Annotated in this window: 28 protein-coding genes; 10 read left to right on the top strand and 18 right to left on the bottom strand. The window is 63.6% G+C overall.

The features are described from left to right. Positions 1–42: 42 nt before the first annotated feature. A complete protein-coding gene (locus tag ACSYDV_RS12920; RefSeq protein WP_438324218.1) occupies positions 43–813 on the top strand; it encodes a hypothetical protein in 771 nt (256 codons plus the stop codon). Between the two features lie 21 nt (positions 814–834). On the opposite strand, the gene ACSYDV_RS12915 is transcribed toward ACSYDV_RS12920, so the two are convergent. Continuing rightward, the gene (locus tag ACSYDV_RS12915) at positions 835–1,320 is read right to left on the bottom strand and encodes a hypothetical protein (protein ID WP_438324217.1); all 486 of its coding nucleotides are present in this window, start codon (positions 1,318–1,320) and stop codon (positions 835–837) included. A gap of 313 nt (positions 1,321–1,633) precedes the next feature. Between ACSYDV_RS12915 and ACSYDV_RS12910 the strand changes: the two genes are divergently transcribed. Beyond that, positions 1,634–2,371: a hypothetical protein gene (locus tag ACSYDV_RS12910; protein WP_438324216.1), complete on the top strand. Its 738-nt coding sequence runs from the start codon at positions 1,634–1,636 to the stop codon at positions 2,369–2,371. Beyond that, the gene (locus ACSYDV_RS12905) at positions 2,368–3,012 is read left to right on the top strand and encodes a hypothetical protein (RefSeq protein ID WP_438324215.1); all 645 of its coding nucleotides are present in this window, start codon (positions 2,368–2,370) and stop codon (positions 3,010–3,012) included. The genes ACSYDV_RS12910 and ACSYDV_RS12905 overlap by 4 nt, the downstream gene beginning before the upstream one ends. A gap of 52 nt (positions 3,013–3,064) precedes the next feature. Here ACSYDV_RS12905 and gatB read toward each other — a convergent pair whose 3' ends face one another. The 5 genes from gatB to ACSYDV_RS12880 all read right to left on the bottom strand — a co-directional run bounded on the left by gatB (position 3,065) and on the right by ACSYDV_RS12880 (position 9,192). Then, the gene (gene gatB / locus ACSYDV_RS12900; RefSeq protein ID WP_438324297.1) at positions 3,065–4,549 is read right to left on the bottom strand and encodes an Asp-tRNA(Asn)/Glu-tRNA(Gln) amidotransferase subunit GatB; all 1,485 of its coding nucleotides are present in this window, start codon (positions 4,547–4,549) and stop codon (positions 3,065–3,067) included. Continuing rightward, positions 4,542–5,357, bottom strand: a complete 816-nt coding sequence (locus ACSYDV_RS12895) for a hypothetical protein (RefSeq protein ID WP_438324214.1) — start codon at positions 5,355–5,357, stop codon at positions 4,542–4,544. The genes gatB and ACSYDV_RS12895 overlap by 8 nt, the downstream gene beginning before the upstream one ends. 74 nt (positions 5,358–5,431) lie before the next feature. Beyond that, positions 5,432–6,928, bottom strand: coding sequence for an Asp-tRNA(Asn)/Glu-tRNA(Gln) amidotransferase subunit GatA (gatA, locus tag ACSYDV_RS12890; RefSeq protein ID WP_438324213.1), 1,497 nt, complete (start codon positions 6,926–6,928; stop codon positions 5,432–5,434). Next, a complete protein-coding gene (gene gatC / locus ACSYDV_RS12885; protein ID WP_438324212.1) occupies positions 6,928–7,230 on the bottom strand; it encodes an Asp-tRNA(Asn)/Glu-tRNA(Gln) amidotransferase subunit GatC in 303 nt (100 codons plus the stop codon). The genes gatA and gatC overlap by 1 nt, the downstream gene beginning before the upstream one ends. A gap of 195 nt (positions 7,231–7,425) precedes the next feature. Then, complete coding sequence (locus ACSYDV_RS12880; RefSeq protein WP_438324211.1) at positions 7,426–9,192, bottom strand: DUF4153 domain-containing protein; 1,767 nt, start codon at positions 9,190–9,192, stop codon at positions 7,426–7,428. A 175-nt stretch (positions 9,193–9,367) separates the two neighbouring features. On the opposite strand from ACSYDV_RS12880, the gene ACSYDV_RS12875 reads away from it, so the two are divergent. From ACSYDV_RS12875 to ACSYDV_RS12850, 6 genes are all read left to right on the top strand, one after another. After that, the gene (locus tag ACSYDV_RS12875) at positions 9,368–10,663 is read left to right on the top strand and encodes a DUF3089 domain-containing protein (protein WP_438324210.1); all 1,296 of its coding nucleotides are present in this window, start codon (positions 9,368–9,370) and stop codon (positions 10,661–10,663) included. Positions 10,664–10,781: 118 nt separating this feature from the next. After that, positions 10,782–11,243 carry a Holliday junction resolvase RuvX gene (ruvX, locus tag ACSYDV_RS12870; protein ID WP_438324209.1) on the top strand — a complete coding sequence of 154 codons (462 nt, stop codon included), beginning with the start codon at positions 10,782–10,784 and terminating at the stop codon, positions 11,241–11,243. A 10-nt stretch (positions 11,244–11,253) separates the two neighbouring features. Beyond that, positions 11,254–11,571 carry a DUF1294 domain-containing protein gene (locus ACSYDV_RS12865; RefSeq protein WP_438324208.1) on the top strand — a complete coding sequence of 106 codons (318 nt, stop codon included), beginning with the start codon at positions 11,254–11,256 and terminating at the stop codon, positions 11,569–11,571. A 13-nt stretch (positions 11,572–11,584) separates the two neighbouring features. Further along, positions 11,585–12,580: an aspartate carbamoyltransferase catalytic subunit gene (locus tag ACSYDV_RS12860; protein ID WP_438324207.1), complete on the top strand. Its 996-nt coding sequence runs from the start codon at positions 11,585–11,587 to the stop codon at positions 12,578–12,580. After that, on the top strand, positions 12,571–13,794 hold the full coding sequence (locus ACSYDV_RS12855) for a dihydroorotase (protein ID WP_438324206.1): 1,224 nt from the start codon (positions 12,571–12,573) through the stop codon (positions 13,792–13,794). The genes ACSYDV_RS12860 and ACSYDV_RS12855 overlap by 10 nt, the downstream gene beginning before the upstream one ends. A gap of 42 nt (positions 13,795–13,836) precedes the next feature. After that, a complete protein-coding gene (locus ACSYDV_RS12850; RefSeq protein WP_438324205.1) occupies positions 13,837–14,211 on the top strand; it encodes a hypothetical protein in 375 nt (124 codons plus the stop codon). 30 nt (positions 14,212–14,241) lie between these two features. Here the strand turns inward: ACSYDV_RS12850 and ACSYDV_RS12845 are convergent, their stop codons facing one another. Together ACSYDV_RS12845 and ACSYDV_RS12840 are read right to left on the bottom strand one after the other, a co-directional pair. Continuing rightward, on the bottom strand, positions 14,242–15,108 hold the full coding sequence (locus ACSYDV_RS12845) for a sigma-70 family RNA polymerase sigma factor (RefSeq protein ID WP_438324204.1): 867 nt from the start codon (positions 15,106–15,108) through the stop codon (positions 14,242–14,244). After that, complete coding sequence (locus ACSYDV_RS12840) at positions 15,108–15,563, bottom strand: carboxymuconolactone decarboxylase family protein (protein WP_438324203.1); 456 nt, start codon at positions 15,561–15,563, stop codon at positions 15,108–15,110. Before ACSYDV_RS12840 ends, ACSYDV_RS12845 begins: the two co-directional genes overlap by 1 nt. Before the next feature lie 160 nt (positions 15,564–15,723). On the opposite strand from ACSYDV_RS12840, the gene ACSYDV_RS12835 reads away from it, so the two are divergent. Further along, positions 15,724–16,104 (top strand): DoxX family protein, encoded by a 381-nt coding sequence (locus ACSYDV_RS12835; protein ID WP_438324202.1) that lies wholly within the window; start codon positions 15,724–15,726, stop codon positions 16,102–16,104. A gap of 67 nt (positions 16,105–16,171) precedes the next feature. Here ACSYDV_RS12835 and ACSYDV_RS12830 read toward each other — a convergent pair whose 3' ends face one another. The 10 genes from ACSYDV_RS12830 to ACSYDV_RS12785 all read right to left on the bottom strand — a co-directional run bounded on the left by ACSYDV_RS12830 (position 16,172) and on the right by ACSYDV_RS12785 (position 25,886). Next, complete coding sequence (locus ACSYDV_RS12830; RefSeq protein ID WP_438324201.1) at positions 16,172–17,149, bottom strand: DUF6607 family protein; 978 nt, start codon at positions 17,147–17,149, stop codon at positions 16,172–16,174. 23 nt (positions 17,150–17,172) lie between these two features. Next, positions 17,173–19,455 carry a TonB-dependent hemoglobin/transferrin/lactoferrin family receptor gene (locus tag ACSYDV_RS12825; RefSeq protein ID WP_438324200.1) on the bottom strand — a complete coding sequence of 761 codons (2,283 nt, stop codon included), beginning with the start codon at positions 19,453–19,455 and terminating at the stop codon, positions 17,173–17,175. Positions 19,456–19,897: 442 nt separating this feature from the next. Next, the gene (locus ACSYDV_RS12820) at positions 19,898–20,902 is read right to left on the bottom strand and encodes a PhoH family protein (RefSeq protein WP_438324199.1); all 1,005 of its coding nucleotides are present in this window, start codon (positions 20,900–20,902) and stop codon (positions 19,898–19,900) included. Positions 20,903–20,968: 66 nt separating this feature from the next. Continuing rightward, a complete protein-coding gene (gene miaB / locus ACSYDV_RS12815) occupies positions 20,969–22,306 on the bottom strand; it encodes a tRNA (N6-isopentenyl adenosine(37)-C2)-methylthiotransferase MiaB (protein ID WP_438324198.1) in 1,338 nt (445 codons plus the stop codon). Positions 22,307–22,313: 7 nt separating this feature from the next. After that, entirely contained in the window at positions 22,314–23,111 is a 798-nt protein-coding gene (locus ACSYDV_RS12810) for a lysophospholipid acyltransferase family protein (protein ID WP_438324197.1), read from the bottom strand. Next, positions 23,080–23,505 (bottom strand): Fur family transcriptional regulator, encoded by a 426-nt coding sequence (locus tag ACSYDV_RS12805; RefSeq protein ID WP_088473140.1) that lies wholly within the window; start codon positions 23,503–23,505, stop codon positions 23,080–23,082. The genes ACSYDV_RS12810 and ACSYDV_RS12805 overlap by 32 nt, the downstream gene beginning before the upstream one ends. A 130-nt stretch (positions 23,506–23,635) precedes the next feature. Then, positions 23,636–24,067, bottom strand: a complete 432-nt coding sequence (locus ACSYDV_RS12800) for a Ros/MucR family transcriptional regulator (protein ID WP_438324196.1) — start codon at positions 24,065–24,067, stop codon at positions 23,636–23,638. A gap of 116 nt (positions 24,068–24,183) precedes the next feature. Beyond that, positions 24,184–24,657 (bottom strand): GNAT family N-acetyltransferase, encoded by a 474-nt coding sequence (locus ACSYDV_RS12795; protein WP_438324195.1) that lies wholly within the window; start codon positions 24,655–24,657, stop codon positions 24,184–24,186. Further along, on the bottom strand, positions 24,654–25,271 hold the full coding sequence (tsaB, locus tag ACSYDV_RS12790; RefSeq protein WP_438324194.1) for a tRNA (adenosine(37)-N6)-threonylcarbamoyltransferase complex dimerization subunit type 1 TsaB: 618 nt from the start codon (positions 25,269–25,271) through the stop codon (positions 24,654–24,656). The genes ACSYDV_RS12795 and tsaB overlap by 4 nt, the downstream gene beginning before the upstream one ends. Before the next feature lie 21 nt (positions 25,272–25,292). Beyond that, complete coding sequence (locus ACSYDV_RS12785) at positions 25,293–25,886, bottom strand: malonic semialdehyde reductase (protein ID WP_438324193.1); 594 nt, start codon at positions 25,884–25,886, stop codon at positions 25,293–25,295. Positions 25,887–25,903: the final 17 nt, after the last annotated feature.

Genomic DNA, 25,903 nt, shown 5'->3' with positions numbered 1-25,903 from the left:
CTGTTAGTCTGCGCACCTGCCATTCGACAGGAGCAGTTTGCCATGCGTTCGATCGTCTCGTCTCTTGCCGTCGCTGCTGCCATGCTTCCGTTGGCCGCTGCCGCCCAGTCCGCCCCCGACGTCGCCGACCTGGTCGGCGCGCGCGGCGCTGGCGGTGAAACGCAGCTTCTTGCACGTGGCTATGAAAGCCGGATGTCGAACCTCGTCGGCGATACCCGCTATGTGTTCTGGTGGAACCAACGCACCGGCCGCTGCATCTCGGTCGCAACGATGGAGGGGCGCTATTCGGCAATTACCGCAGTCCCGGCCGAAAATTGCCAGAATGGCAACGACGGCAATGCCCCGCGCCAGCCCGCCGATCACGATGTCCCGCGCGGCGAGCCTGGCTATCGCGACGCCAATTCACTCATCCTCGTGTGCTACGGCGCCGGCACCCGCCCGACCGTCTCGAACAAACCGACCTACAGCTGGAATCCGTGGAAGCATAAGTGGGAATGGAGCAATCAGGTCGGCAATAGCGCCGAGGGCTTCAATTCGGACGTCCAGATCGAACTTTACGGCGACCATGGCCGCATCCACCTGGGCCCCAAGCTCGTTTCGCCGATCCATTCGGGCGGCGACAATGGCTGGTGGGATATCGAGAATTTGGTTGTCACCCCCGACCGCATAACCGGCAGCTATCGCCTCAATGGCATGAACAAGCCCAAGCTGACCGTCGACCGCCGCTCGGGCCGTATCACCATTCAGGCGATCACCAATTTCTCGGGCCAGTGCGACATGGGCAACTGGGGCGCCGGGCAGCGGCGCTTCTGACGCGCCGCCGCCCCTGCGGCATCAGCCCGCACAGAAACGCGCGAAGCGCTGGATCGCCTGCTTGCCGTTCGCCGTAGCCGCCATGTCGATCGCCGCGCCATCAGCGGTCATGCGCAGCCATCCATTGGCTGCGAACGCCCGGAACAGCGGCGAGGTCACAGGCATTTCCTGCGCGGAGAAGGTCGGAAGTTCGTCGGCATCGGTCGTCCCGGTCAACCGCACGCGCTGGTCGCCCGATTCAAGCTCGATCGCGGCAAGGTCTGGCGCGCCGCCCGAAATCCCCGCAAAGACGCGGCCGCTGCCCTCTTCGCAGGTGAAATTCAGCGGCTGGTCGTCGGTGTTATCGACTTCATAAGCCAGGATCGCATCCGAGGCCCGGTCTTCATTGACCCGCATCGTCCAGTCATAACCGTCATTCACCGCCGGCGTACCTGCGGCACTCGCCGCACCGGCCAGCATCAGGGCCAGCGCCCCGCCCACCAAAACTGAAACTTGCTTCGTCATCATTTCGTACCTCATCGCTGCTTTGGCTTCAATTTAGCTGCCTTTGGCATCGAAACCACTGAATTTGCTGTGAACTGAATCACTTGGCGGAGATCCCCGCGCGCATTGCCACCGGCGGCACGAGACGCGGCGGGGCCCATCCCGCCTTGCCAGCGCGTGCACTCCCCTCGCTGACGCCATATCCGTGACATCAGGCCATCACCTTCAAATCGGGAAGACAGTTCCGCTGTGGTGACGAAAAAACTTGCAAAGGCAAAGGTGCCAATTAGCAGTCGAGAAGATTTCGTCGGGGGACGGAATTCAAGGGGGTTACAGGATGAATATGGGGCCTTGGGCCGGGCGCACGGCGGCGGCCGTTTGTTCGGCCATGCTGTTCGGCGCGAGCGCGGCCGCCCAATCGCCATCTGTCATCGACCCGGCAGCGGCTCTGGCCGAAGCGGTTGCCACGACGGAAATTTCCTCTCCATGTGAATTGCATGTATGGCCCAGCGACGGCTTTACCCGCAACATCTCCACAATGCTCAGCCGTGGCGACACCGGCGTCATCGGGCTGATGATCGGCGCAGCACGTTCGGATGGCGACAAGAAGATGCGCATTCCCGACGCGTCGGACGACGCTCTGTCGGTCGTCGCCCAGACTGCTTTGCTGAACGACATGGCGGTGCCCGATATCATCGGCCTGCCCGGCCATCGACTGGTCGTCCATGATCAGGCGCTCGAAAGCCGTGTCATCCGCAACAGCCCGGGCCGCATCGCACCGTCAACGTCGCCCTGCTACGCCGAACTCGTCATCGACGACGTCGCCTTCCAGCGCGAGGCCTTTGGTGCCCGGCATCTCAAGACATTGTTCCGGTATCGCGACTTCGGATCCGGCCAGCAGCCGCAACGCAGATTTGGCACATGGGCGAACACCAGGCTCGAGCATTTCCCTCCGGAAACCGATGCCGACAAGGCCGCAGCGGCCGCCGACCTGCATTCGGCATTCCGCGCCAATCTCGTCCTGTTCGCCCAATATCTATCAAAAGCATCTCACGGGGAGAATGAAAAGAAATGAAGCATATATTGAAAGCTGCGCTCGCTGGCTGGGCCGCGACGATCGCGATTCCTGCCGCCGCACAAAGCCCGGCGCCCTGCGAGCTGCACATCTGGCCGGCCGAGCGGATGAATTCGGTCACCACGGGCCTGCTCGGCGGCGGCCTGATCGACGCCGCGCTGCACAGCGGCCGCGATGCCAGCAACAAGGCGCAGCTCGCGAGCGCACTCGACAGCCCGTCGCAACTTGACGCGCTGCAATCGCTCGACCTGCACAATCTGATCAATCTTCAACCGGGCACGGTCATCGTTCGCCACGAAGAGCCGCTGGACCGCAAGACGATGAACAAGGTCAAGACGCGCCGGTCGGATTCGACCGCAGCCTGCTACCGCGAGCTCATCGTTGCTGATGTTTTCTATCAGAAAGCGGCAATTTACGGCCGTTCGCTCAGGACGCTGTTCATGATCCGCGACTTCGGCGACGATCAGAAAATCGACATGGAATATAAGGCGTGGGGCGGCAACGGCCTGTCGCTCTTCCCGCCGAAGGAGGGCGAGGATGCCGTCGCGGCGCTCGACGAGCTCGGCACCGTCTTCAAAAAGAATTTCGAGGAATATGCCAATAACGCCCGCGCCTCGATGGCGCGCAAGGCCGGCAAGTAAACAAGCGCAAGCACCGCGCGCCCTGACCTTGCAGGGCGCGCGGACTGCGATTTTATCCGAGCGCCTTCTTCAGCAGCTCGTTGACAACCTGCGGGTTCGCCTTGCCCTGCATCGCCTTCATCGTCTGACCGACGAAGAAGCCGAACAACGCTTCCTTGCCGCCCTTATACTGCTCGACCTTGTCGGCATTGGCGGCGAGAATCTTCGCAATCTCGGCCTCGATCGCACCGGTGTCGCTCGTCTGTTTCAGCCCCTCGCGATCGACGATCGCCGCAGCACCGTCGCCGGTCTCGAGCATCTTCTCGAACACCGTCTTGGCGATCGTCCCCGAAATCGTACCGTCGGCGACAAGGCCAAGCAATTCGGCCGCCTGCGCCGGACTGACCGGCGAGTCCGAGATATCCTTGCCCAGCCGGTTGAGCGCGCCGAACAGCTCGCTCGTCACCCAGTTTGCCGCCGCGACGGGCTTTGCGCCTGCCTCCAGCAACGCATCGAACCACAGCGCCGCCTCGACCTCGGCAGTCAGCACGTCGGCGTTATAGGCGCTGATACCCTCGGCCAGATAGCGGTCGCGCTTGGCATCCGGCAGTTCGGGCAGGCTCTCGCGGCACTCGGCCAGAAACGCATCGTCGAGTTCGAGCGGCAACAGGTCGGGATCGGGGAAGTAGCGGTAATCATGCGCATCTTCCTTCGACCGCATCGACCGCGTCTCGTTGCGGTCGGGATCATAGAGGCGCGTTTCCTGCACCACCGTGCCGCCGCTTTCGATCAGCTCGACCTGGCGCTTCGCCTCGCCCTCGATCACCGCCATCACGAAGCGCACCGAATTGACGTTCTTCGTCTCGGTCCGCGTGCCGAATTCGTCGCCGGGCTTGCGCACGCTGACGTTGACGTCGGCGCGCATCGAGCCCTCTTCCATATTGCCGTCGCACGACCCGACATAGCGCAGGATCGAGCGCAGCTTGCGGACATAGGCCCCTGCCTCGGCGGGCGAGCGCATGTCGGGACGCGAGACGATCTCCATCAGCGCGACCCCTGAACGATTCAGGTCGACGTAGGACATCGTCGGATGCTGGTCGTGCATCAGCTTGCCGGCATCCTGCTCGACATGGATACGCTCGATGCCGATGCGCTTCGCTTCGGGCAGACCGGCCTTTTCATCGGCCTCGATCGTCAGCGAACCTTCGCCGACAAGCGGATGATAAAGCTGCGAAATCTGGTAACCCTGCGGCAGATCGGCATAGAAATAATTCTTGCGGTCGAACCGCGACCATTTGTTGATCTGGGCCTCGATCGCCATGCCCGTGCGCACCGCCTGACGGATGCACTCGCGGTTCGGCACCGGCAACATGCCGGGCATCGCGGCGTCGACCAGCGACACCTGCGTGTTCGGCTCGGCCCCGAACGCCGTCGCGGCGCCCGAGAACAGCTTGGCGTTGGAGGTGACCTGCGCATGGACCTCGAGGCCGATCACGACCTCCCACTCGCCGGTTTCGCCCTTGATGCGATATGTCGATTCCGTCACGTTCTCATCCATCATAATATGTTCGCAAATCAGGTCCGGCGAAGCCTTTTGCAACGAGCACACCCATCATCTCGCGGGCCTGTCCGGTTTTTGCGGGGTCGCCGGATTCAAAATCTTCATAAGCAAGATTATATTGGGCGACATCGTGGTTCAGCGCGGCTGCCTTGGTCAACCATTGCATTGCCTGAGCGGGATCGCGCCGCGCAATCCAATAATATTGGTAAAGGCGGAACGCCGCATCGCCATCGCTTTCGGCCCTCTGCAACAAAGTGTCGATCTCGTCTTCATACAGGCCGAACGCAATCGATGCCGACAAAATGCTGGCGGGGCTTATCGACTGCCCCTCTCGCGGGCAGAACAGCATGGTCAACTGGCCGCCCATCGCGAAGCCAGCCGGACCCGAGCGTCCGATCCCCCGCTCGGCTGCGCCCGGATAGACGGGCTTGTCGCCACAAATCATCGCGCCGCCGCTAAAAAAATAGGCTTCGGCGGGGCAGCCACTCGTTTTGACCCCTAGCAATCTGCCCAACTGCTTGGCGTAGGACGCTTCACCCAACTCGCTGTCGCTGACACCAAGCTGAACCAGCTTTCGCTTCTTTCCGGAAAAGCTCGGCGCGGCGGCGATCATGCCGGCCATCTCCTTGGGATGCACGGCGCGTCCATTGCCTATAAACAGCCGCCCCATTGCTCCTGTCCCGCCGACAGTAAATGCATTCCGGGGATTCCAGCGACCGCTATAGCTGTTGAGCCATCCTTCCATTTCGGACGTCGACGTCCGCATGGTCGCATCGTCGGGATCGACGCAGTCGACCGTAAGCATTACATCTTTGGCCACAGCAATGGACGGCGAAAGCAAAGCTCCGCCGAGCAAGATCGCTGCGACGGCGCGGTATGTCACCACCATTTCTCGGCGCGCGCCGTGAACCCTGCGCGTTCTTCGATCGCCAGCCCGGCGTTCAGCACGCCCTGCTCGTCGAATGCCTTGCCGATGATCTGCAAGCCCAGCGGTAGTCCTTCGCGGTTCAGCGCCGCGGGGACCGACATCGCGGGCAATCCCGCAAGGCTCGCGGGAACCGCGAACACATCGTTCAAATACATCGACAGCGGATCGGCGGTCTTTTCGCCCAATCCGAACGCCGCCGACGGCGCGGTCGGCGCCAGGATCACGTCGCAAACGCCAAAGGCCTGCTCGAAATCGCGCGCGATCAGCGTCCGCACTTTCTGCGCCTGCGTATAATAGGCGTCGTAAAAGCCCGCCGACAGCACATAGGTGCCGATCATGATGCGGCGCTTGACCTCGGGCCCGAAGCCGTCGGCACGCGTCGCGGCGTACATGTCCTGCAATCCCGCCTTTTCGGGCAGGTCGCGCAAACCATAACGCACGCCGTCATAGCGCGCGAGGTTCGACGACGCCTCGGCGGGCGCGATGATATAATAGGCCGGCAGCGCATATTTGGTGTGCGGCAGGCTGATCTCGACGACCTCGGCCCCCGCATCCTTCAGCATCGCGATACCCGCATCCCACATCGCGTCGATGTCGGGATCGATACCGTCCAATCGATACTCCTTGGGAATACCGACCTTCTTGCCCTTGAGATCGCTCGACAAAGCCGCTTCCCAATTGGGCACCGCCATGTTCAGGCTCGTCGCGTCCTTCGGATCGAAGCCCGCCATATTCTCGAGCATGATCGCGCAATCGCGCACATCGCGCGCCATCGGCCCCGCCTGATCGAGCGAGCTTGCAAACGCCACGATGCCCCAGCGCGAGCAGCGGCCGTAGGTCGGCTTGATGCCTGAAATGCCCGTGAACGCCGCGGGCTGGCGGATCGAGCCGCCGGTGTCGGTGCCCGTCGCCGCGGGGCACAGCCGCGCCGCGATTGCCGAAGACGAACCGCCCGACGAACCGCCCGGCGCGAGCGCGGCCCGGTCTTTAAGATTTGGGCCGCCGTCGTTGCGGCGCCACGGCGAAATGACATTGCCGAAATAGCTCGTCTCGTTCGACGAGCCCATCGCAAACTGGTCGAGGTTCAGCTTCCCCAGCATCCCCGCGCCCGCATCCCACAATTTCTGGCTGACGGTCGATTCATAGGGCGGGACGAAACCTTCGAGCATGTGGCTCGCGGCGGTCGTCTGCACGCCCTTGGTCGCGAACAAATCCTTCATCCCGATCGGCACGCCCGACAAGGGCTTGAGTGTTCCGGCGCCGCGGTCGGCGTCAGCCTGCTTCGCTGCGGCCAGCGCATGATCGGGAGTCTCGACGATGAATGCGTTGAGCGCCTTCGCGCCAGCAACATTGGCGCTGAACGCCTCGGCGACTTCGACGGCGCTGAAATCGCCCGCGCGATGGCCATCGCGGATTCCCGCTACGGTGAGATTGGTCAGGTCGGTCATTATTCGATCACCTTGGGCACGCCAAAGAAGCCATGCTGCGCCGCCGGAGCATTCGCCAGCACATCGTCGCGGCGATTGCCGCCGGTCAGCGGGTCGGCGTCGATCACATCGTCGCGCAGCCGCAGGCTGTTCGGGATCACTGCGGTCATCGGCTCGACCCCGGTCACATCGACTTCGCCGAGTTGTTCGACCCAGCCGAGAATACCGTTTAATTCGCCTTCCATCGCGGCGGCCTCTGCATCGCTGATCGCGATGCGCGCCAACGACGCGATTTTCCTTACTGTTGCCTGATCGATTGACATAATCGTCCTAACTTTAACGAAGCCGCGCCGCTAGCATCCCCGCCCCGGCGCTTCAACCGTCCTGATCCTCGCTGTGACGAAGTCATGGGGAGGACGACCTTTCATGGAGGGGCTGCGACGGCAGTACCAAAAGCCCCTCCCTCAGCGCTTCGCGCAGCCACCTCCCCACGGCTACCCCGCAGGGAGGATCAAAACTTACTCGAAAGTCCCCGATTCCGGTACGCCATTCACCAGAATGCGCCGCTGCTGCACCGTCTCGACTTCGATCGTCGCTTTCGAAAGGTCGACCTCAGCCCGCTTCGTCGGTGTATCGCGGACGAAATCGCCCTGCACCCAGCGCCCTTCCTTATTCTGCGTCACAAAATCAAAACTCATCGCCTCGCCCGGCTCATTCTGCCCCATCACACCGATCCGATCGTCGGCCAGCCACACCGCGACACAGGCCTTCGCGCGGCTGCACATATAGCTGCCTGACACACGTTCGAGCGCCTCGAGAGGCAGCGTGCGCTCCGCCGGGAACACGCGCAGCCGCTCGGCAAAGGGTTTTATCAGCACAGGTCCACGCGGCCCGCCGAGGTCCCAGCGATTCTTCGTCTCCAGCGCCAGCTTCGCCGCATCTGCGCGCGCCTTTTGCGGCGATCGGGTGAGTTCTTTCAGCGCCGCGCGCCCGGCTGGTCCGAAATCAAACGCCATCGCCGCCCAGTCGAATTGCTCTGTCGAGATCGCGCCCGATTTCAGCCGCGTCATTTGATCGCGCGTCGAAATCGCCCCGAAATCGACGATCGGCAGCGCAAGGAAGGTAGCGAGCAGCATCAGCCCGATCGCGAGCTTTTGCTGTAACGGCCGCAACAGATCGTCGAAATCGCCGCGTCCCTTCACCACGGCCCACACCCCCACAAGGCCATAAGCCACCGCAATTGCGGCCGCGATCACCCCCCAGATACGCTCGGGGGTCCAGCCATATTGGCCGACGCGCAGCAGCATCGAATATAGCGCGATCGCCGCCAGCGGCAGCACCGCAACCGCTAGCACCGGCGCCGCCCAGCGAAGCACCCGGTTCCCGGGCCGATCCTCGGCGCCGTTGCCGATCACTGCATTCGCCAGCAGCACGGCAAAAGCCCCCGCGGCCATCATCAGCGCCGCGGTGGAAAAGCCCGAATCCCAAAGCTTCTGCAAACCCGTACCCGCCAGCGAGAGCAGGAAGATCACCAGCGCGACCGCCAGCACCGGCGCGAGTACCGCGAGCACGATCATCACCAGCCGCTGCAAAGTGGATACAAGCTTGTCGCGTTCGCGCAGCAAGCCCACCGCTCCGCCGAACGCCGCGCCCGCGAGCATCCAGCCGAACCATTCGTCGTTCAGCAGATCGCGGATCACATTGATGCCGATAAGGTGGAACATTTCCGAAATCAGGATGACAAGCAGGAAGCTCACACCGACGAACGCCAGGCTCGCCGCGCCGATCACCGCATCGGTCCACGCATGACTGTGGAGTCGCTCATAGGGCATCTGCCACAGCTTCCAGAACCGCCAGTCGGACGCGACATCGCGCCGCGTCTGAAACAGCGGCGTCGCGACCAGCACGGCAAGCAGCCCCGACCAGAATGGCCATTCGATCGGCGATCCCTGAATATTATACGCCGACGCCTGCGACGCGATCAGCCCCATGATGGCGCCCCAGATGAGAGCGAAGCCCGCCGCCCAGTGCCAGCGCCGAAGCTCGACCCCCAGCACGAAGACGATCGTCGAAATCGCCACGAACGCCGCCAGGCCGTCCAGCAACGGCGCCGGTTCGGCGACATATTGACGGTCGACGAGCATATGAAAGGCAAGGCCCGCGACGGCGCAAATCGCCGCCATGATCCACGGCCGCAACGACCACGGCGGGTCGCTGTCGTTAAGCCGCGCGGACACGGGAAGCGACGAATCGGGGGCGATGATGGGTGATGAGGTGTCAGTCATGGCCTCAGCCTATCGCGTAACCCCGTCATCCTGAACTTGTTTCAGGATCCATGGTCCAAGGGCGCGAGTTCAGGCTATGGATATTGAAACAAGTTCAGCATGACGCTTCATTTGATGCCGTCATCACGAGCAGATACAGAAGCCGCAATCTCTCCCCTCTCCCTATGGAGCCCCAATGGCCCGCAAATTCCTCTACCTCATCGCCGCCGTCATCATCCTCATCCTCGCTGCCGGGGTCGTGTATCAGCTTTATCCGGGCTGGATCGCGCGCACCGCCTTCGTGCCCAGCACCGAATTCAAGCCGCAGGCTGCGGTGACGCCCAACGCTTATGACGACCCAAAAATGTGGTTTGCGCGGCCGGGAATGGACAAAAACCCCTCCGACTGGCGCCCCGAAGCCGCCGAGGTTCGCACACCATCGCCAGACAGCGCCGAAGCGCAGCGAAGTGACGCGCTCGTCCCGCCCGCCACCGCTGCCGAAGCTGTCGCCGCCGCCGCAACGCCCGCCCCCAAAGGCGATGCCGCGGTCTTTTTCGTCCATCCGACCAGCTATTACAGCCGGTCGAGCTGGAATGCCCCGCTCGCAGACCGCGATTCGGACCATCGCGCCAATTTGTTCGTCCAGGGCATGGCAAGCGCTTTTGCCGACGCTGGCGACATCTGGGCCCCGCGTTACCGTCAGGCGACCCTCGGCGCCTTCCTCGCCGAAGACCGCGTCACCGCGGGCAAGGCGATCGACGCCGCCTATCAGGATGTCGAACAGGCGTTCGACGCGTTCGTCGCCGCGCAGCCGAAGAACAAACCGATCATCCTCGCCGGCCACAGCCAGGGCGCGCTCCACCTCACCACCCTGCTCAAGAACAAGATCGCGGGCACCCCGCTCGCGAAGCGCATCGTCGCGGTTTATGCCGTCGGCTGGCCGATCAGCGTCGAAACCGACATGGCGGGCCTCGGCCTTCCCGCATGCCAGACCCCCGAGCAAAAGGGCTGTATCCTCAGCTGGGTAAGCTTCGCGGCGCCGGCAGACCCCGAAATGGTGCTGGGTGCCTATGACGGCACGATCGGCTTCGACGGACGGCCCCGCGCGAATACGCGGATGCTCTGCACAAACCCGATCACCGGCACCCCCGACGCCGGGGCAGCTCCTGACACCAATCTCGGCACGCTGAAGCCGACCACGGGTTTCAAGAGCGGATCGCTGATCGCGGGCAAGATCGGCGCCCAGTGCGACGACGCGCGCGGTCTGCTGATGATCGGCGACGGCGAGATCGCGAAAGACTATGTCGTCGCGGGCTATGTCCTGCCGGGCAACAACTATCACGTCTATGACATCACCCTGTTCTGGTCGAACGTCCGCGCCGACGTCCTGCGCCGGCTGGCAACGTTCGAGGGCAAACCGTCGCCCGTCCCGCCGGCGGCGGCACCCTTGGCACCCACCGCCCTTCCGGCAACGGCGGCGCCCAAATCCTGACCCGTCATTGCGGAGGAGCGTAGCGACGCGGCAATCTCCAGCCATCGGCTCTGCACCTCGCGCTGGAGATTGCTTCGCTTCGCTCGCAATGACGGGCTTTGGATTGTAAAGGCCGACAATGATCACCACCGTCGCCCCCGAATTCGCCGCCCATTTCCCCAACGGCGGTCGCCTGATCGCCCTCGACGTCGGCACCAAGACGATCGGCGTCGCCTTCTGCGACGCGAACTGGGCCTTCGCTACCCCCGACAAGACGATCAAGCGCACGAAATTCACCGCCGACCTCGAAGCGCTCAAAAGCCTCGTCGCGGCGCAATCGGTCGTCGGCCTCGTCGTCGGCCTGCCGCTCAACATGGACGGCACCGACAGCCCGCGCACCCAAAGCACCCGCGCCTTCGCCCGCAACCTTACGCCGCTGGGCCTGCCGCTGCTGCTTTGGGACGAGCGCTGGTCGACCGCCGCTGTCGAGCGCGCGATGATCGCCGCCGACGTCAGCCGCGCCAAACGCGCCGAGCGGATAGACAGCGCCGCTGCCGCCTTCATCCTTCAGGGCGCGATCGACGCCCTGACCCGCGCATGACGGTGTGCGCTTGACCGAATATATCCTGATCTGGCTTGGCGTCGCGAACGGCATCGCTTTTGGGCTGATGGTCGTCGACAAGCGCCGTGCCGAAGCGGGCGTGCGCCGGATATCCGAAAGCACCCTTCTCCGCTGGGCGTTTGTCGGCGGCGCCTTCGGCACCTTCGCCGCCTCGCGCCTCGTCCGCCACAAAACGCGCAAGCAGCCGTTCGCGGCGCAGATGCTCGTCATCCTCGCTCTCGAAATCATCCTGCTCGCGCTCTGGGCGTCCGGATTTCTTGATCCGCTGGTCGCCGCAATGCTTGCTTATTTGCCGCATCCGGCATAGAGGCCCGGCTTTAATGACTAGCGCAAAAACCCGACCCGCCAGCGACTATCCGCCCGGCGGCGATGCCTTTCGCCATCGCCACCTGATCGGCATCGCCCAGCTCACCCCGTGGGAAATTTCCTACGTTCTCGACGCCGCCGAACAGTGGGTCGACATGAACCGCGCGGGCGCCGCCAAGCATGACGATGCCCTTGCCGGCCTCACCATCATCAACGCCTTTTTCGAAAATTCGACGCGCACACTGTTGTCGTTCGAAATCGCCGGAAAACGCCTGGGCGCCGATGTCGTCAATATGCACGCCGCACAGTCGAGCGTGAAAAAGGGCGAGACGCTGATCGACACCGCGATGACGCTCAACGCGATGCGCGCCGACGCGCTCGTCATCCGCCACCAAAGCTCGGGCGCGGTGCAGCTGATCGCCGACAAGGTCGACTGTCCAGTCCTCAACGCCGGCGACGGCCGCCACGAACATCCGACGCAGGCCTTGCTCGACGCGCTCACCATCCGCCGCCGCAAGGGCAAGGTCGAGGGCCTCACCATCGCGATCTGCGGCGACGTCCTCCACAGCCGCGTCGCGCGCTCGAACATCCTGGCGCTCACCCTGCTTGGCAACGAAGTGCGCGTCGTCGCGCCGCCGACGCTGACCCCGCCCGCAATGGAGCGGATGCACGTCACCACCTTCACCGACATGGACGAAGGCATCAGGGACGCGGACGTTGTGATGATGCTCCGCGTCCAGAATGAACGCATGGACGGCGCCTATATTCCCAGCGCGCGCGAATATCATGCGCTCTACGGCCTCACGCCGAAACGGCTCGAAAAGGCGAAGCCCGATGCGATCGTCATGCACCCCGGCCCGATGAACCGCGGGGTCGAAATCGACAGCAGCGTCGCCGACGATCCCGTCCGTTCGACGATCACCGAACAGGTCGAAATGGGGGTCGCGGTCCGCATGGCCTGCCTCGATATTTTGACCCGCCGCAAACGAAAGATACCGGGATGGGCGTGACCCCCCTTCACATCGTAAATGCTCTGCTGATCGACGGCGATGCGCCGCGCCCGGGCAGTCTGCTCGCGGTCGAGGGCCGCATCGCGGCGATCGACCCCACCGAGCTTCCCGAGGGCACGGAAACGGTCGACGCGCGCGGCCAGTGGCTCGCCCCCGGGATCATCGATCTCGGCGTCTTCGCGACCGACAAGCCAGCCTTTCACTTTGGCGGCATCACCCGCGCCGCGCTGATGCCCGACAATGGCGGCCTCGACGGCGCCGGGCTCGTCGAACGCGCGGCCAAGGGCGGCAAGCCCGACCTCTGGGTCCACCCGCTCGCCGCCGCGACCAAGAAGCTCGAAGGCGCCGAACTCGCCGAGATCGGCCTGATGAAACAGGCGGGCGCCCGCGCCGTCGCCACCGGCCGCGCGCGGATCGCCGACACGGGCGTGATGCGGCGCGTCCTCAGCTACGCCGCCTCGCTCGGCCTCGTCACGATCATCCATGCAGAGGATGAAGGCCTCACCGCTGGCGCGGTCGCGACCGATGGCGAAATGGCGACGCGCCTCGGCCTCGCCTCCGCCCCCGCCGTCGCCGAAGCGATAGCGATCGCACGCGACCTGATGCTCGTCGAGGAAACCGGTGCTCCCGTCCATTTCCGTCAGGTGACGACCGCGCGCGGGCTCGATCTGATCCGCGCGGCCAAGGCTAAGGAGCTGCCCGTCCTCTGCGGCATCACCCCCGCGCACCTCTTCCTCTCGGACACGGCGATCGGCGATTTCCGGACCTTCGCACGTCTGTCGCCCCCGCTCCGCAGCGAAGACGACCGGCATGCCTGTCTTGCCGCCATCGCCGATGGCACGATCGATATCCTCGCCTCTGGGCACGACCCGCGCGGTCCAGAGGACAAACGCTTGCCTTTCGCCGAAGCACAGCCCGGCATGGCGGGTGCCGAGACGCTGCTCGCGCTCGGCCTGGGCCTCGTCCGCGACGGCCATGTCTCGCCTGGACGCCTGTTCGAGCTGCTGGCGGGCACCCCCGCCTGCCTGCTCGGCATCGACGCCGGGCGCCTCGCGGTGGGGATGGAGGCTGACCTCATCCTCGTTGACGCCGACACGCCGTGGCAGGTCGATGCGAAGAAAATGGCGGCTTATGCGGGCAATACGCCGTTCGACGGCATGCCCGTGCAAGGCCGCGCAACAATGATGTGGAAGGGCGGCCAGCGCATCCGCTAAGTCGCGCCCCTCCCCCAATCAAGAAAACAGGTTCGATCACATATGAATAGCGACCAGCTCGCCCGCGACCTCCTCGACTGGAACCGGCGCCACCTGCTCCACGACGCCCCCCTGACGGAAGCCGCGATCGGCGAGAAATTCGCCGCGGCCTTCACCGTCTGCGCAAATGGACGCGTTCACCCCGCGAACCATGCCAACTACCTCGAATTCCTCAACGGGTTTCGCGCGACGATCGCGTCGATCGACTATGAAATCCACCGGACTGTCACCGAGCAGGACTCCACCGTCCTCGCGATGACCGCAACGGTCAGCCGCATCGACGGCAGCGTCGACCGGTTCGAGGCGATGCTGCTTTTGACCTTCGATGCCGATGGACTGGTCACGCTGTGGCATGAAGTCTACCTCAAAACCGGATGATCCCGGACCAAAGCCAGCACGACCCACCCCTTAATGAACGTGCCGGAGTTTGTCGGGGTTGCGCATGACATAGATGGCGGAAATCTTGCCATCCGCCACCTCCAGCGCCGTCGTTTGCAACTCGCCATCGGCTTCGCGGGTAACGAAGCCCGGCAGGCCGTTGATCATCCCGGCGTGGATCAGCGTCGATCCATATTTGCCGAACAGCACCGCGAGACTGCGGTGGAGCTTCATCACGACGTCGTACCCCAGCACCGGCATCAGCGCCGCGGGGCGTTTGCCGCCGCCATCGGACCACATGCCGACATCGGCCGCAAGCAGCGCGCCGAGAGCTCCCATGTCGCCACTGCGCGAAGCAGCGAAGAAGGCGTTGGCAATCTCCATCCCCTGCTCCTTCTCCAGCTTGTAACGCGGCCGGGCGTCGCGAACATGCGTTCGCGCCCGCGCGGCGAGCTGGCGCGTTGCAGCGGCGTCGCGGCCGATCGTCGTCGCCACCTCGTCAAAGCCGACGCCGAAGACATCGTGGAGCAGGAAAGCGGCGCGCTCTAACGGCGACAGGCGTTCAAGCGCGAGCATCAGCGGCAGGGTGACATCATCTTCTTCCTCTTCCTCGACCAGCGGGTCGGGGAGCCAGGGCCCCACATACGTCTCGCGCTGGTTGCGCGCCGACTTGATCTGGTCGAGGCAGAGCCGCGTCACCGTGCGGCGAAGAAAGGCCGCAGGCTCGCGCACCTCTGCACGGTCGGTCCCAAGCCAGCGGATGAAGGCGTCCTGCACCACATCCTCGGCATCGGCGACCGAGCCGAGCATGCGATAGGCGACGCGCGTGAGCAGCGGACGCAGCGGGTCGAAACTGACCGCCGCGTCCGCCGCATCACGATGGCCGTCGGGCGTCATCAGGCCGCCTTGGCCGCGGGCATTTCGTACCAGAGGTCAAAGCCGACCGCGATGCGATTCCAGCCGTTGATGATGTTGATCATCAGGGTAAGCTTCACCTGTTCCTCCGGCGTGAAATGCGCTTCGAGTGCACCCTTGGCTTCTTTCTGTGTGTGGCCTTGCGACACGCGGGTCAAGGCGTCGGTCCATGCCAGCGCCGCACGTTCGCGGTCGGTATAGACCGGCGCTTCCTGCCACGCCGCAAGCAGATAGATACGCTGTTCGCTTTCGCCCGCCGCGCGCGCTTCGGTCGTGTGCATATTGATGCAGTTGGCGCAGCCGTTGAGGATCGAAGCGCGGATTTTCACCAGCTCGATCAGGCTCTTTTCAAGGCTTTCCTGCACCGCGAGCGAGGTCGCCATCCACTGCTTCATCAGTTGCGGGGCGGCGGCGAAGGGGTCGGTTACTTTCGTCATGTCGAAGCTCCTTTTCAAAGGGTGGTGCCAAGTTGACGAGACAGGGTTTGCGGATGTGACATCGAACGCGAAAATAATTCGCGTTCGGACATTTTTGTATGAAAACATTGGAAATCGGCTAGCCTCCGGGCCGTCGATCAACGACAAGGAGGGGGTTCTCATGAAATTTCTCGATGGTTTCGGCGAACAGGCTTATGCGCTGCTGCGCATCGTCTCAGGCCTGTTATTCCTCGCGCATGGCGTACAGAAATTCTTCAATTTCCCGGCAGCGTTCCCGATGCCGCTCAATCCGATGCTGATGGCGGCCGGTGCAATTGAAATCGTCGCGGGCGGCCTGATCGTCCTCGGCCTCTTCACGCGCCCCGCTGCCTTTCTGGCCAGCGGCATGTCGGCGGTGGGATATTGGGTCGCGCATGGCGCCAAAAATCCCTTTCCGATCGTCAACGGAGGCGAGACGATCGCGCTTTACTGCTTCCTCTTCCTGTTCATCGCGACACGCGGCGCCGGGATCTGGAGCGTCGAAGGTGCGGCAAAGAAATGATCTGACGCAAAATAAGGGGCGGCCCTTTCAGGCCGCCCCAGTTGCGGGCTTCACAGGGTGAAGTGGGTCAGAGTTTGCGGGTGTTGGTTTCAATCAGCTTCTTTGCTTCGGCGATCGCCTTGGCAGTGGTCAGCTTCTTTTCCTGAATTTCGTCGGCGATTTCGAGCAGGCGGCCGCTGATCACCGTTCCGGTGTCGGCCTTTTCCTCGATCGCGATGCCGCCCTTGGCCTGTGCGACGCGGTCCCATTCGGCGCGAATGGCGGCCCAATAATCCTTCGTCGCGGCCCAATAATCGTCGGCCGCCTTCACGTCATACTGGTCATATTTGATATAGGTGTTGAGGACATATTCCTGAACGATCGGCACCAGTTTGCCGTCCTTCGTCCCCATTTTGGTGTTGTCCTGCCAATGGACCCAGCCGTCGGGGCTCGGCTGATGACGGTTGATCGACAGATAGCGATCATAGACGGGATTACGCACGGCGTCGCGGCGCGCGAGCGGGCGCCAGGTCCAGCTGGAGCGCCAGCGGCGGACGCCGCCCTGCGTTTCAAACTGGCCCCAACCGCCATAGCGCGGGCTGTCGTCGACCTGCCACACCGTCTGCGACCAGCGGCCGGTGCGCATCTTTTCGGGGACATCTTCCCACGTCCAAGCATTGCGATCCGAATAGGCCAGCACCTTTGCGGGCTCATATTCCCAGTCCTGACGCCAATGCTTGATGACGAAGCTCTTGTCGTCGTCGCCAGTGATGACGAGCATGTGCTGGAGCGAGATTTTGCGGCCGGTGTCCTCGATCACGCGGACGACCTCATTGCCCCCCGAACGCTTGGGTTCGAGCACTTCATAATCCGGATCCCAGCGGGTCGATTCCTGCATGTTGAAGCTGACACGATAATTGCCCGCCATCGCGAGAATGTCGGCGCGGTCCTGCTCGAAATTGGCCGCAGCCTGCTCCGCCGCGATGGGCGGGTGCGCGGACGCAATGGTCGGCAATGCGGCGGAAAGCAGCAACAGGCCGACGGCGATTTTGCGATATGTTTTCATCGGTGCAGTCCTTCTTTTGTTTTTCAGAAGCGGTAGCTGAGCGACACGCTCGCGTTGCGGCCGGGCTGGGTATAGGCATCGGCACTTGCGGGCGTGACGAACGTTCCGGGCGTTCCCGCCGGCGAGCCGGCCGGCGGCGGAACCTGCAGCATCGCGAGGCCGCGCACGTCGCTCCACCAGCTGTATTTCTTGTCCAGAATGTTGAAGACACCGGCGCGCAACGTCAGCCCGTCGGTGATACGTCCGAAAATCGTCGCATCGAGGATGGTGAAGCTGTCGGGCCGGAAACATTCGGGGGTGCACACCCCTGCGGTTCGCGACGATTCCTTGCGGCCGGCGTGCGTCATGATGATCTGACCGCCGAAACGTCCTTCGCGCTCGCGATAGCCGACCCCGGCAACGAGCTTCAGCGGGTCGATCGTCGACAGCGGCGCACGCGTGCCGTCGGGATCGATAATATCCCCCTTCGCATAGGATAGGGCGAGCGTCGTATACAGGCCGGACGACGCTCGCCCCTCGAACCGCGCCTCGGCGCCTTTGACGCGAACGCGGTCGAGATTCACAAATTGATAGATGGCGGGATCGGCGGGCGTGAAGCTGCCGCCGACCACTTCCTGGCTGATGAAATCCTTGTAGCGCGCCGAAAAAGCGGTGAGATCGAGGCTGACGGCATTGCTGGAAAAGCGAAGACCGCCCTCGAAGCTCTCGCTGCGCTCGGGACCGAGATCGGGGTTCGGCTTCGACGTGTAGCCAAAGGCCAGATTTTCGAAGAACTGGTTCACCTGTCCCGGTTCGGGCGCCTTGAAGCCCGTCGCATAATTGGCGAACAGACGCACCTCGTCGGTGACCTTCCACAGCGCACCGAACTTGGGCGACAGGCGCGAGCCGTTCTGCTTGGCGCCGGCGAAGGTCGGCAGTAGCGGATCGTCCTGCGGCGACAGATCATACCAGTCGAAGCGCAGCGCCGGATAGAGGATCAGGCGTCCGTCGGCGATGCTGATTTCGTCACCCACGAACAGGCCGGCGCGGGTGAAATCAGTGCTCGGAAAGGCGCGCGCGGGAAAGACTTCGCCCGCGGGCGGGATCGTCCCGTCGCGCAGGCCCTGCTGGCGCGTCTTGCTGATGTCGCCGCCGAAGACAAGACGATGGGCGAGCGGGCCAGTGGCGAAATCGGCACGGGCGTCGGCCGAGGCGCCAAACACACGGTTCTCGAAGGTGTTGAGGCGCGTGCGATGGGCGGCGGGGGTGCGATCTTCCTCGGTATATTGACGATCCTCGCTGTCCTGCCAGTAAAGCGCGACGCGGGCGAAATCGATCGTCCCCTCGCCTTCCCAGCTCCAGTCGAGCGACACGCGCTTGCGCTCGCCAGTGTCGATACCTTCGAGACGATCGACGGTCGCGGTGATCCCGGTCAGACCCTGCGTATAGAGGCGCGTGTCAAGATATTCGCCGGTGAGGCGCAGCTTGTGACCGTTTGCGGGATCATAGACGATACGCGCGAGCGCGGCGTTCGAGCGGCCATCCTGCGGATTGGGGAGCGTGCGTGCGGGACCGGTGCCGTCCCGGGTCCCCTTGTTATCGAGTTCCTGCCAGTCTCGGCGCGTGTAGGCCGCCATCGCCGACCAGTCGCCGCTGCGGCCCGCGAGGATCGCGGTTTCGCTGAACTCCTCGTCAGCGCTGCTATAGGCGCCGCGAACCAGACCGCCGACATTCTTGCCGTCCTGCAGGAAGTCCGACGGATCGGAGGTGATGAAGCTGACCGCACCGGCCAGCCCGTCGCTGCCGTAAAGCGCCGAAGACGGCCCGCGCAGGATTTCGACCGACTTGATGAGGCCCAGATCGACATAGTCGCCGCGCCCCGAAGCCTGTGCGCCGAAGCTGAAGCCGTCGGGAACGCGGACGCCATCGACCTGAATCAGCACGCGGTTGCCGCCGATGCCGCGAATGTTGAAGCTGTCGTTGCCCGCGCGGCCGGTCGCGCCGAGCGCGGCGCCAAAGCGTGCCGGCTGGCGCTGAACGCTGACGCCGGGTTCGAAACGGATGAGGTCGCGGATATCGGTGACCAGTTCGTCGGCGATCCGCTCCTCGTCGATGACCGTGACGGTGACCGGCAGATCCTCCGCCCGCACCGCGGTCCGCGTCGCCGTGACGACGATCTGATTCTTGCGCGCCATCCAATATTCGCCGTCATTATCCTGCGCGGCGGCCGGCTGAACGGTCACAGCAAGCGCGAGGCCAAGCGCCGTTCCGGCGGCAAAGCGCGCGGCGCGCGTGGAAACGGTGGACGACAGAGCGGCTTGCGTCAAAATTCTTCCCCTTTTGATTGCGACTGATTCGCAATAGCCGCGCTCTAGACAGGCGCAGTACAGGGGTCAAGGGTTATGCTATTAAGAATCACTCGCGTTAAAATCAATCGCTCTCGGGCGAGATGTTCGCAACGCTGGCCACCGGAAGCGTTTCGGGGCCGCCGCGTAACACCCCATCGCTACGGCGGGGAGTCAGTCGGCAAGCGGCAAGCCGTTCGCAGACATGCGCGCCTTATGGCGCCGGCTATTTTATCGACCGCGAATCCGGGTCGAGCCGAGCGAAGGTCACCGGGACCGCGAATCTCGAAACGACCTTGGCGAGCCCTTCGACTGCCTTGCACGCACTCGGGATAAACTGCGCCGAGATGCCCCTCGGTCAAACGCTATCCGATGGGGCCTCGACCCCGTTCAACCCGAACGGGGATGGAGGGACGTCAAAGACCTAAGCCCCCGGCCCTTCATAGGCATCGACGATCCGGCCGACGATCGGGTGGCGGACGACGTCTGCGCTGGTGAAATAGCTGACGTTGATGCCTTCGACGCCCTCGAGCCGACCGACCGCATCGGCTAGGCCTGAACTGGCCGGAATCGGAAGATCGACCTGTTTCGGGTCGCCGCAAATCACCATGCGGCTGTTCATGCCAAAACGGGTCAGAAACATCTTCATCTGCGGGATCGTCGTATTCTGTGCCTCATCGAGGATGATGAAGGCGTCGGCGAGGGTACGTCCGCGCATGAAGGCGAGCGGCGCAATCTCGATCTCTCCGCTCGCGATGCGGCGTTCGACCTGTTCGGCGGGCAGGCAGTCGTGGAGCGCATCATAGAGGGGGCGCAGATAGGGATCGACTTTTTCCTTCATGTCGCCGGGAAGGAAGCCAAGCTTTTCGCCCGCCTCGACCGCGGGACGTGACAGGATCAGACGCTGGACGCTGCCGGTGATGAGCTGCGCGACGGCCTGCGCGACCGCGAGATAGGTTTTGCCCGTCCCTGCCGGCCCAAGCGCAAAGATGATCTCGTCGCGCGCCAGTGCCTGCATATAGGGCACTTGCGACGGCGCGCGCGGGACGATCGTCTTCTTGCGCGTGCGGATCATCACCGCCGGCGCTTCGTCTTTTTCGTGACGGATGATGCCGTCGAGCGTCGGCTGCGCCGACATCGCGATCACGCCGTCAACCATGCCGCCATCGACCTCCTGCCCCTGTTCGATGCGATTATAGAGATTCGCGAGTACATCCCGCGCCCGCGCCGCGGCCTCCGCCTCGCCTTCGATCTGGACGCGGTTGCCGCGCGCCGAAATATAGACGCCAAGGCGATTTTCGATCGCGACGAGGTTGCGGTCGAACTCGCCGAACAGGATTCCCAATAATTGTGTCCGTTCAAATTCGGCCGTCAATCGGACGCGGTCGCCGGGTTCGGCGGGGGTTGCGGCGAGTGGGCGTTTGGACACGTGGGCAATGCTCCTAGCTGAAAATCGACCGTGAAAATCTGTGGGTGCCGGGCGTGCCGCGTCGCATCAGACGACCTCGGTCGTCAGCGGCTCGGCGCCAAGGCTGTTAGAGCCACCCGACGTCACGCGGACATCGACCATATCGCCGATCGCGAGGCCCGGGACGATGACATGCACCGACTGGAGCCACGGCGACTTGCCGATCAGCTGACCGTCGAGCTTGCCCTTGCGTTCCATCAGCAGGCGCGTCGCCTTGCCGACCGTCGCCGCGTTGAACGCCCGCTGTTGCTCGTTGAGCAGCGCCTGCATGCGCAGCAATCGCTCGTGCATCACCTCGTCGGGGATCTGGTCGCCCATCGTCGCGGCGGGGGTGCCGGGACGGCGCGAATATTTGAAACTGTACGCCATCGCGTAACGCGTCTCGCCGATCAGATCGAGCGTCGCCTGGAAATCCGCTTCGCTCTCGCCCGGAAAGCCCACGATGAAGTCGCCCGAAATGGCAATGTCGGGGCGCACCGCGCGGACGCGCTCGATGATACGAAGATAGCTGTCCGCGCTGTGGCTGCGGTTCATTGCGGTCAGGATGCGGTCGCTGCCCGCCTGCACGGGCAGGTGGAGATAGGGCATCAGCTTGTCGATCTCGCCATGTGCCGCGATCAGCCCATCGGTCATGTCGTTGGGGTGACTGGTCATATAGCGGATGCGCTCCAGCCCATCCTCGCGCGCGAGTTCGCGGATCAGTCCGTCGAGGCCGATGGCGCGGCCGCGCTCATCCTCGCCGTCCCATGCATTGACGTTCTGACCAAGCAAGGTGATTTCGCGCGCACCGCCCGCGACCAGCGCGCGCGCCTCGGCGATCAGATCGGCAAAGGGCCGGCTGATCTCGGCGCCGCGCGTATAGGGTACGACGCAATAGGTGCAGAATTTGTCGCAGCCTTCCTGGACGGTCAGGAAGGCAGTCGGGCGCTGGCCGCTCGCGCGCTTGGGCAGGGCGCCGAATTTCGATTCGGCCGGCATGTCGAGATCGACCGCTTTCTCGCCGCGTTCGGCGCGGGCGATCAGATCGGGCAAGCGGTGATAGGCCTGCGGGCCAACAACGACATCGACGGTCGGCGCGCGGCGCGCAATTTCGGCGCCCTCGGCCTGCGCGACGCAGCCGGCGACGGCGATCGTCGGGCGGCTGCCGTCGGCGCGCTTCAGGCGGCCGATATCCGAATAGACTTTCTCGGCCGCACGCTCGCGGATGTGACAGGTGTTGAGCACGACGAGGTCGGCGTCGGCGCCCTCATCGGCGGCGACATAGCCTTCGGCGCCGAGCATCTCAACCATGCGCTCGCCGTCATAGACGTTCATTTGGCAGCCGAAGGATTTGACGTGAAATGTTTTGGGGGAGTCGGACTTCATCGGCTCGCTATAGGCGATGCAGAGCGGCGGCGGAAGGGACCGCCGTCGCGGCGATTTCACGCGCTATCGCGACGCGCGCCGCCTCGCTGATCGCCTTGCGATCATGGGTAACTTCGGCGGGCAGCGGATCGAGATAATGGATCGTGAGCGCGATCGGCCGTTTACGCGCGAGCAGCCGCTTGAAATTGTCGAGTCCCGATTCGGGGTCGAGCCAGGCAATGTCATTCGCCTCTGCACCATAATCGAGGAACACCGGCTGGATTCGCAAATTGGGCGGCGGCGGCACCACGGCCTGGAACAGCGACGCGCGGAACGGAAGCAGCCCGTCGCCGGGGCCCGTCGTTCCTTCGGGAAAGAGTGTCACCGGCCGGCCGCGCGCCAGTGCGTCACGCAGATTGTCCGCCTGCGCATGGATCTCGCGCTTCGCATCGCGCTGGACATAGATGGTGTGGTTCTGATCGGCGAGCCAGCCGACGAGCGGCGTGCCCTTGACCTCCGCCTTCGAAACAAAGGCCGAGCGTGCAGCCCCCCCAAGCGCCAATATGTCCAGCCAGCTGACATGATTCGACGCAAAAAGAACATCGCGCCGCAGCCGCGTACCCGTGGTGCGGATACGCAGCCCGGCGATCCAGCCGGCCGCATTGAGAAACGCCATGACCATCGGTGACGGGCGCCCGGCGGCGCGGTAGCAAAGGTGGGGAACGATCAGAAACAGCAGCGCCAGCACCATCAAGGTGAGGCGTGCGACCGAACGCCAGGTGATCGATGCGCGATCAGTCGCGCTTGCGATCGATGGCGACACCATAAAGCTCCATGCGATGGTCGACGAGGCGGAAGCCCAGCCGTTCGGCGATCACCTTTTGCAACGCCTCCAGCTCGGGATCGACGAATTCGATCACCTTGCCCGTTTCGACGTCGATCAGATGGTCGTGATGCGCCTCGGGCGCGGCTTCGTAGCGCGAGCGGCCGTCGCCGAAATCATGGCGGTCGAGAATGCCCGCCTCTTCGAACAGCCGGACGGTACGGTAAACAGTGGCGATCGAAATACCGCTGTCGACTTTCGAGGCGCGCTCATAGAGCGTCTCGACGTCGGGATGATCTTCAGAATCCGAAATCACACGCGCGATGATGCGGCGCTGCTCGGTAATGCGAAGCCCCTTTTCGTGGCAGAGAGCTTCAAGGTCGATGGAACCGGACATGCGGGCCTTTCCTGCGTCATGCAGTCGTATCTTTGTTCTGCCAACTGTATAGGGTGGCGCCACGAATAGAACAAGGGCGGCGCCCTGCGGCACCGCCCCCATTTTCCGTTTCGGCCCTTTTGTAAAGGCGTTAGGCCTTTTTGGGCTTGCGTCCGCCACCACGGCCCTTGGTGCCGAGGCCAATTTCCTTCGCCAGCGCGCGGCGCTTTTCAGCATAGTTGGGCGCGACCATCGGATAGTCGGCCGGCAGGCCCCACTTGGCGCGATAGTCGTCGGGCGTCATACCATAATGCGTCATCAGGTGACGGCGCAGCATTTTCAGCTTTTTGCCATCTTCGAGGCAGACAATGAAGTCGGGCTTTACCGATGAACGGATCGAAACCGCAGGCACCAGTTCTTCTTCTTCAACAACTTGTTCGCCCAGACCCGACAATGCCGCATGGACATTACCGATCAGGATTGCGAGGTCTGAAATCGCGACGCTATTGTTGCTGACATGTGCTGCGACGATGTCAGCCGTCAGTGTGACGAGCATTTCGTTGGTATCGGCATGGTCCGACATAAGGCTATTCCTTGCTAGATTCACCCAAAAGAGTGGGAAGCGAATATTGGTATTCTACTTCCACGGAGCCCATTACTGCCACTTTGGGGACAATTCCGCAATGGCTGATCATTAGCCTATATTCGCGTGGATGATCGCCGCATGGTAATCGCATCGCGCACAACACCATCACCGCCGCGATAGTAATCCGGGCGACGGCCGCATTCCGAAAATCCCGCACGCGTATAAAGATGAACGGCATCATTATCGGCGCGCATTTCAAGGAAATAATCGTCGACGCCCTGCGCTTCCGCCCAGCTTTGCCAATCGCCGATCAGCCGCGCCCCGACACCCCGCCCGCGATCGGCCGGATCGACCGCGAGCAACAGCAACTCACTCTCCGGCCCCGCTATACGCGCTGCGTAAAAACCGCATGGCCGCTCGCCGTCCCACGCGATCGCGACCCGCGCCGAAGGCAGCGCGAACAGCGTGAACAACTGCGCCCCGCTCCACGCTTCGCCATAGGCAGGGTCGAAGGCCGCATCCATCACGCGCATCACCGCGGCAAGATCGCCGACGCGGGCGAGGGCAAGGCGGATGTCGTCGCTCACGCAATGCTCATCGGTTTGGCATCGGGTTCGCGGCCATAGATGGGACTGGGGTCGGCGAACAACTCAGCGGCCGGCAGGCGCGGGAACGCGCGCGCATCGGGCAGCACGGACAGCGCATCGCCGGTCCCGCGCAATTCGACAAATGGCAAAGCGCGATTGCCGACCACCAGCGCATCATCGGCACGAATCGCATCATCGGGAAGCAGCGAACGCACCGCTCCGCGCGGCGTCAGGTCGGCCGCAAAAGGCTGAACGAACCATTGGCCATGGCCGCCCTCCATCACCACCAGGGCACCGCCCGCCGCCACAATGGCGTCGGCCGCGCTGGCCGCGACGAGCGACAGGGTCGAAAACCCCTGCACCGGCACCTGCCAGCCGAGCGCCAGACCGCGCGCGGCCGCAACGCCGATGCGTACCCCCGCGAAACTGCCGGGACCGCAGCCAACGACGATGACATCCGCGCGGCCGCCGTCCGCCAGGTCGGCGATCAGCGGCACCAGCCGTTCAGCATGACCGCGGCCGATCACTTCGTGGCGAAAGTCGTGTACAGCGCCGGCCTCCAGCAGCGCCACCGAGCAGGCTTCACTTGCCGAATCGATGACCAGATACCGCATGGAGATACTCGCCCGCCCCGGTCAGACGATGTGGTTGAAGCGGCCGAAGTCCGGGCGCGGGCTGCGACCAAAGATGCTCGCCGGATCGCCATAGCCAAGGGTCGTGATGAAGTTGCTCTTCACATTCGGCTGATCGGCAAAGAAAGCCGCGTCGACTCCCGCATTGTCAAAGCCCGACATCGGCCCGGTATCGAGCCCGAGCGCACGCGCGGCGAGGATGAAATAACCGCCTTGCATGCTGGAATTGCGGAACGCCGTTGCCTGCGCCAACGCGTCATTGCCGACGAACCATGCCCGCGCATCGGCGTGGGGAAAAAGGTCGGGCAGGTTTTCGTAGAATTCATTGTCCATGCCGATAATCGCAGTGACCGGAGCCTTCAGGATTTTTTCGGCATTGGCCGGCAGCGCGAGCGCGGCAAGCTTTTGCTTCGCTTCGTCCGACACGCACCAGATGATCCGCGCCGGCAAGCTGTTTGCGCTGGTCGGCGCGAACTTTACGAGATCCCAGATAGCGTGGAGCTGCGCTTCCGAAACCGGCTTGTCGAGATAGCCGTTATAGCTGCGTCCGGCACGAAACAACTGGTCGAGGGCGCTATCGGAAAGCGGCTCGCTCATGGGCATTCTCCTGTTTG

The sequence above is a fragment of the Sphingopyxis selenitireducens genome (assembly GCF_051550705.1).
GTDB lineage: Bacteria > Pseudomonadota > Alphaproteobacteria > Sphingomonadales > Sphingomonadaceae > Sphingopyxis.
The sequence above is the reverse complement of the archived record's forward strand: the minus strand, read 5'-3'. Positions and strand labels throughout refer to the sequence as shown.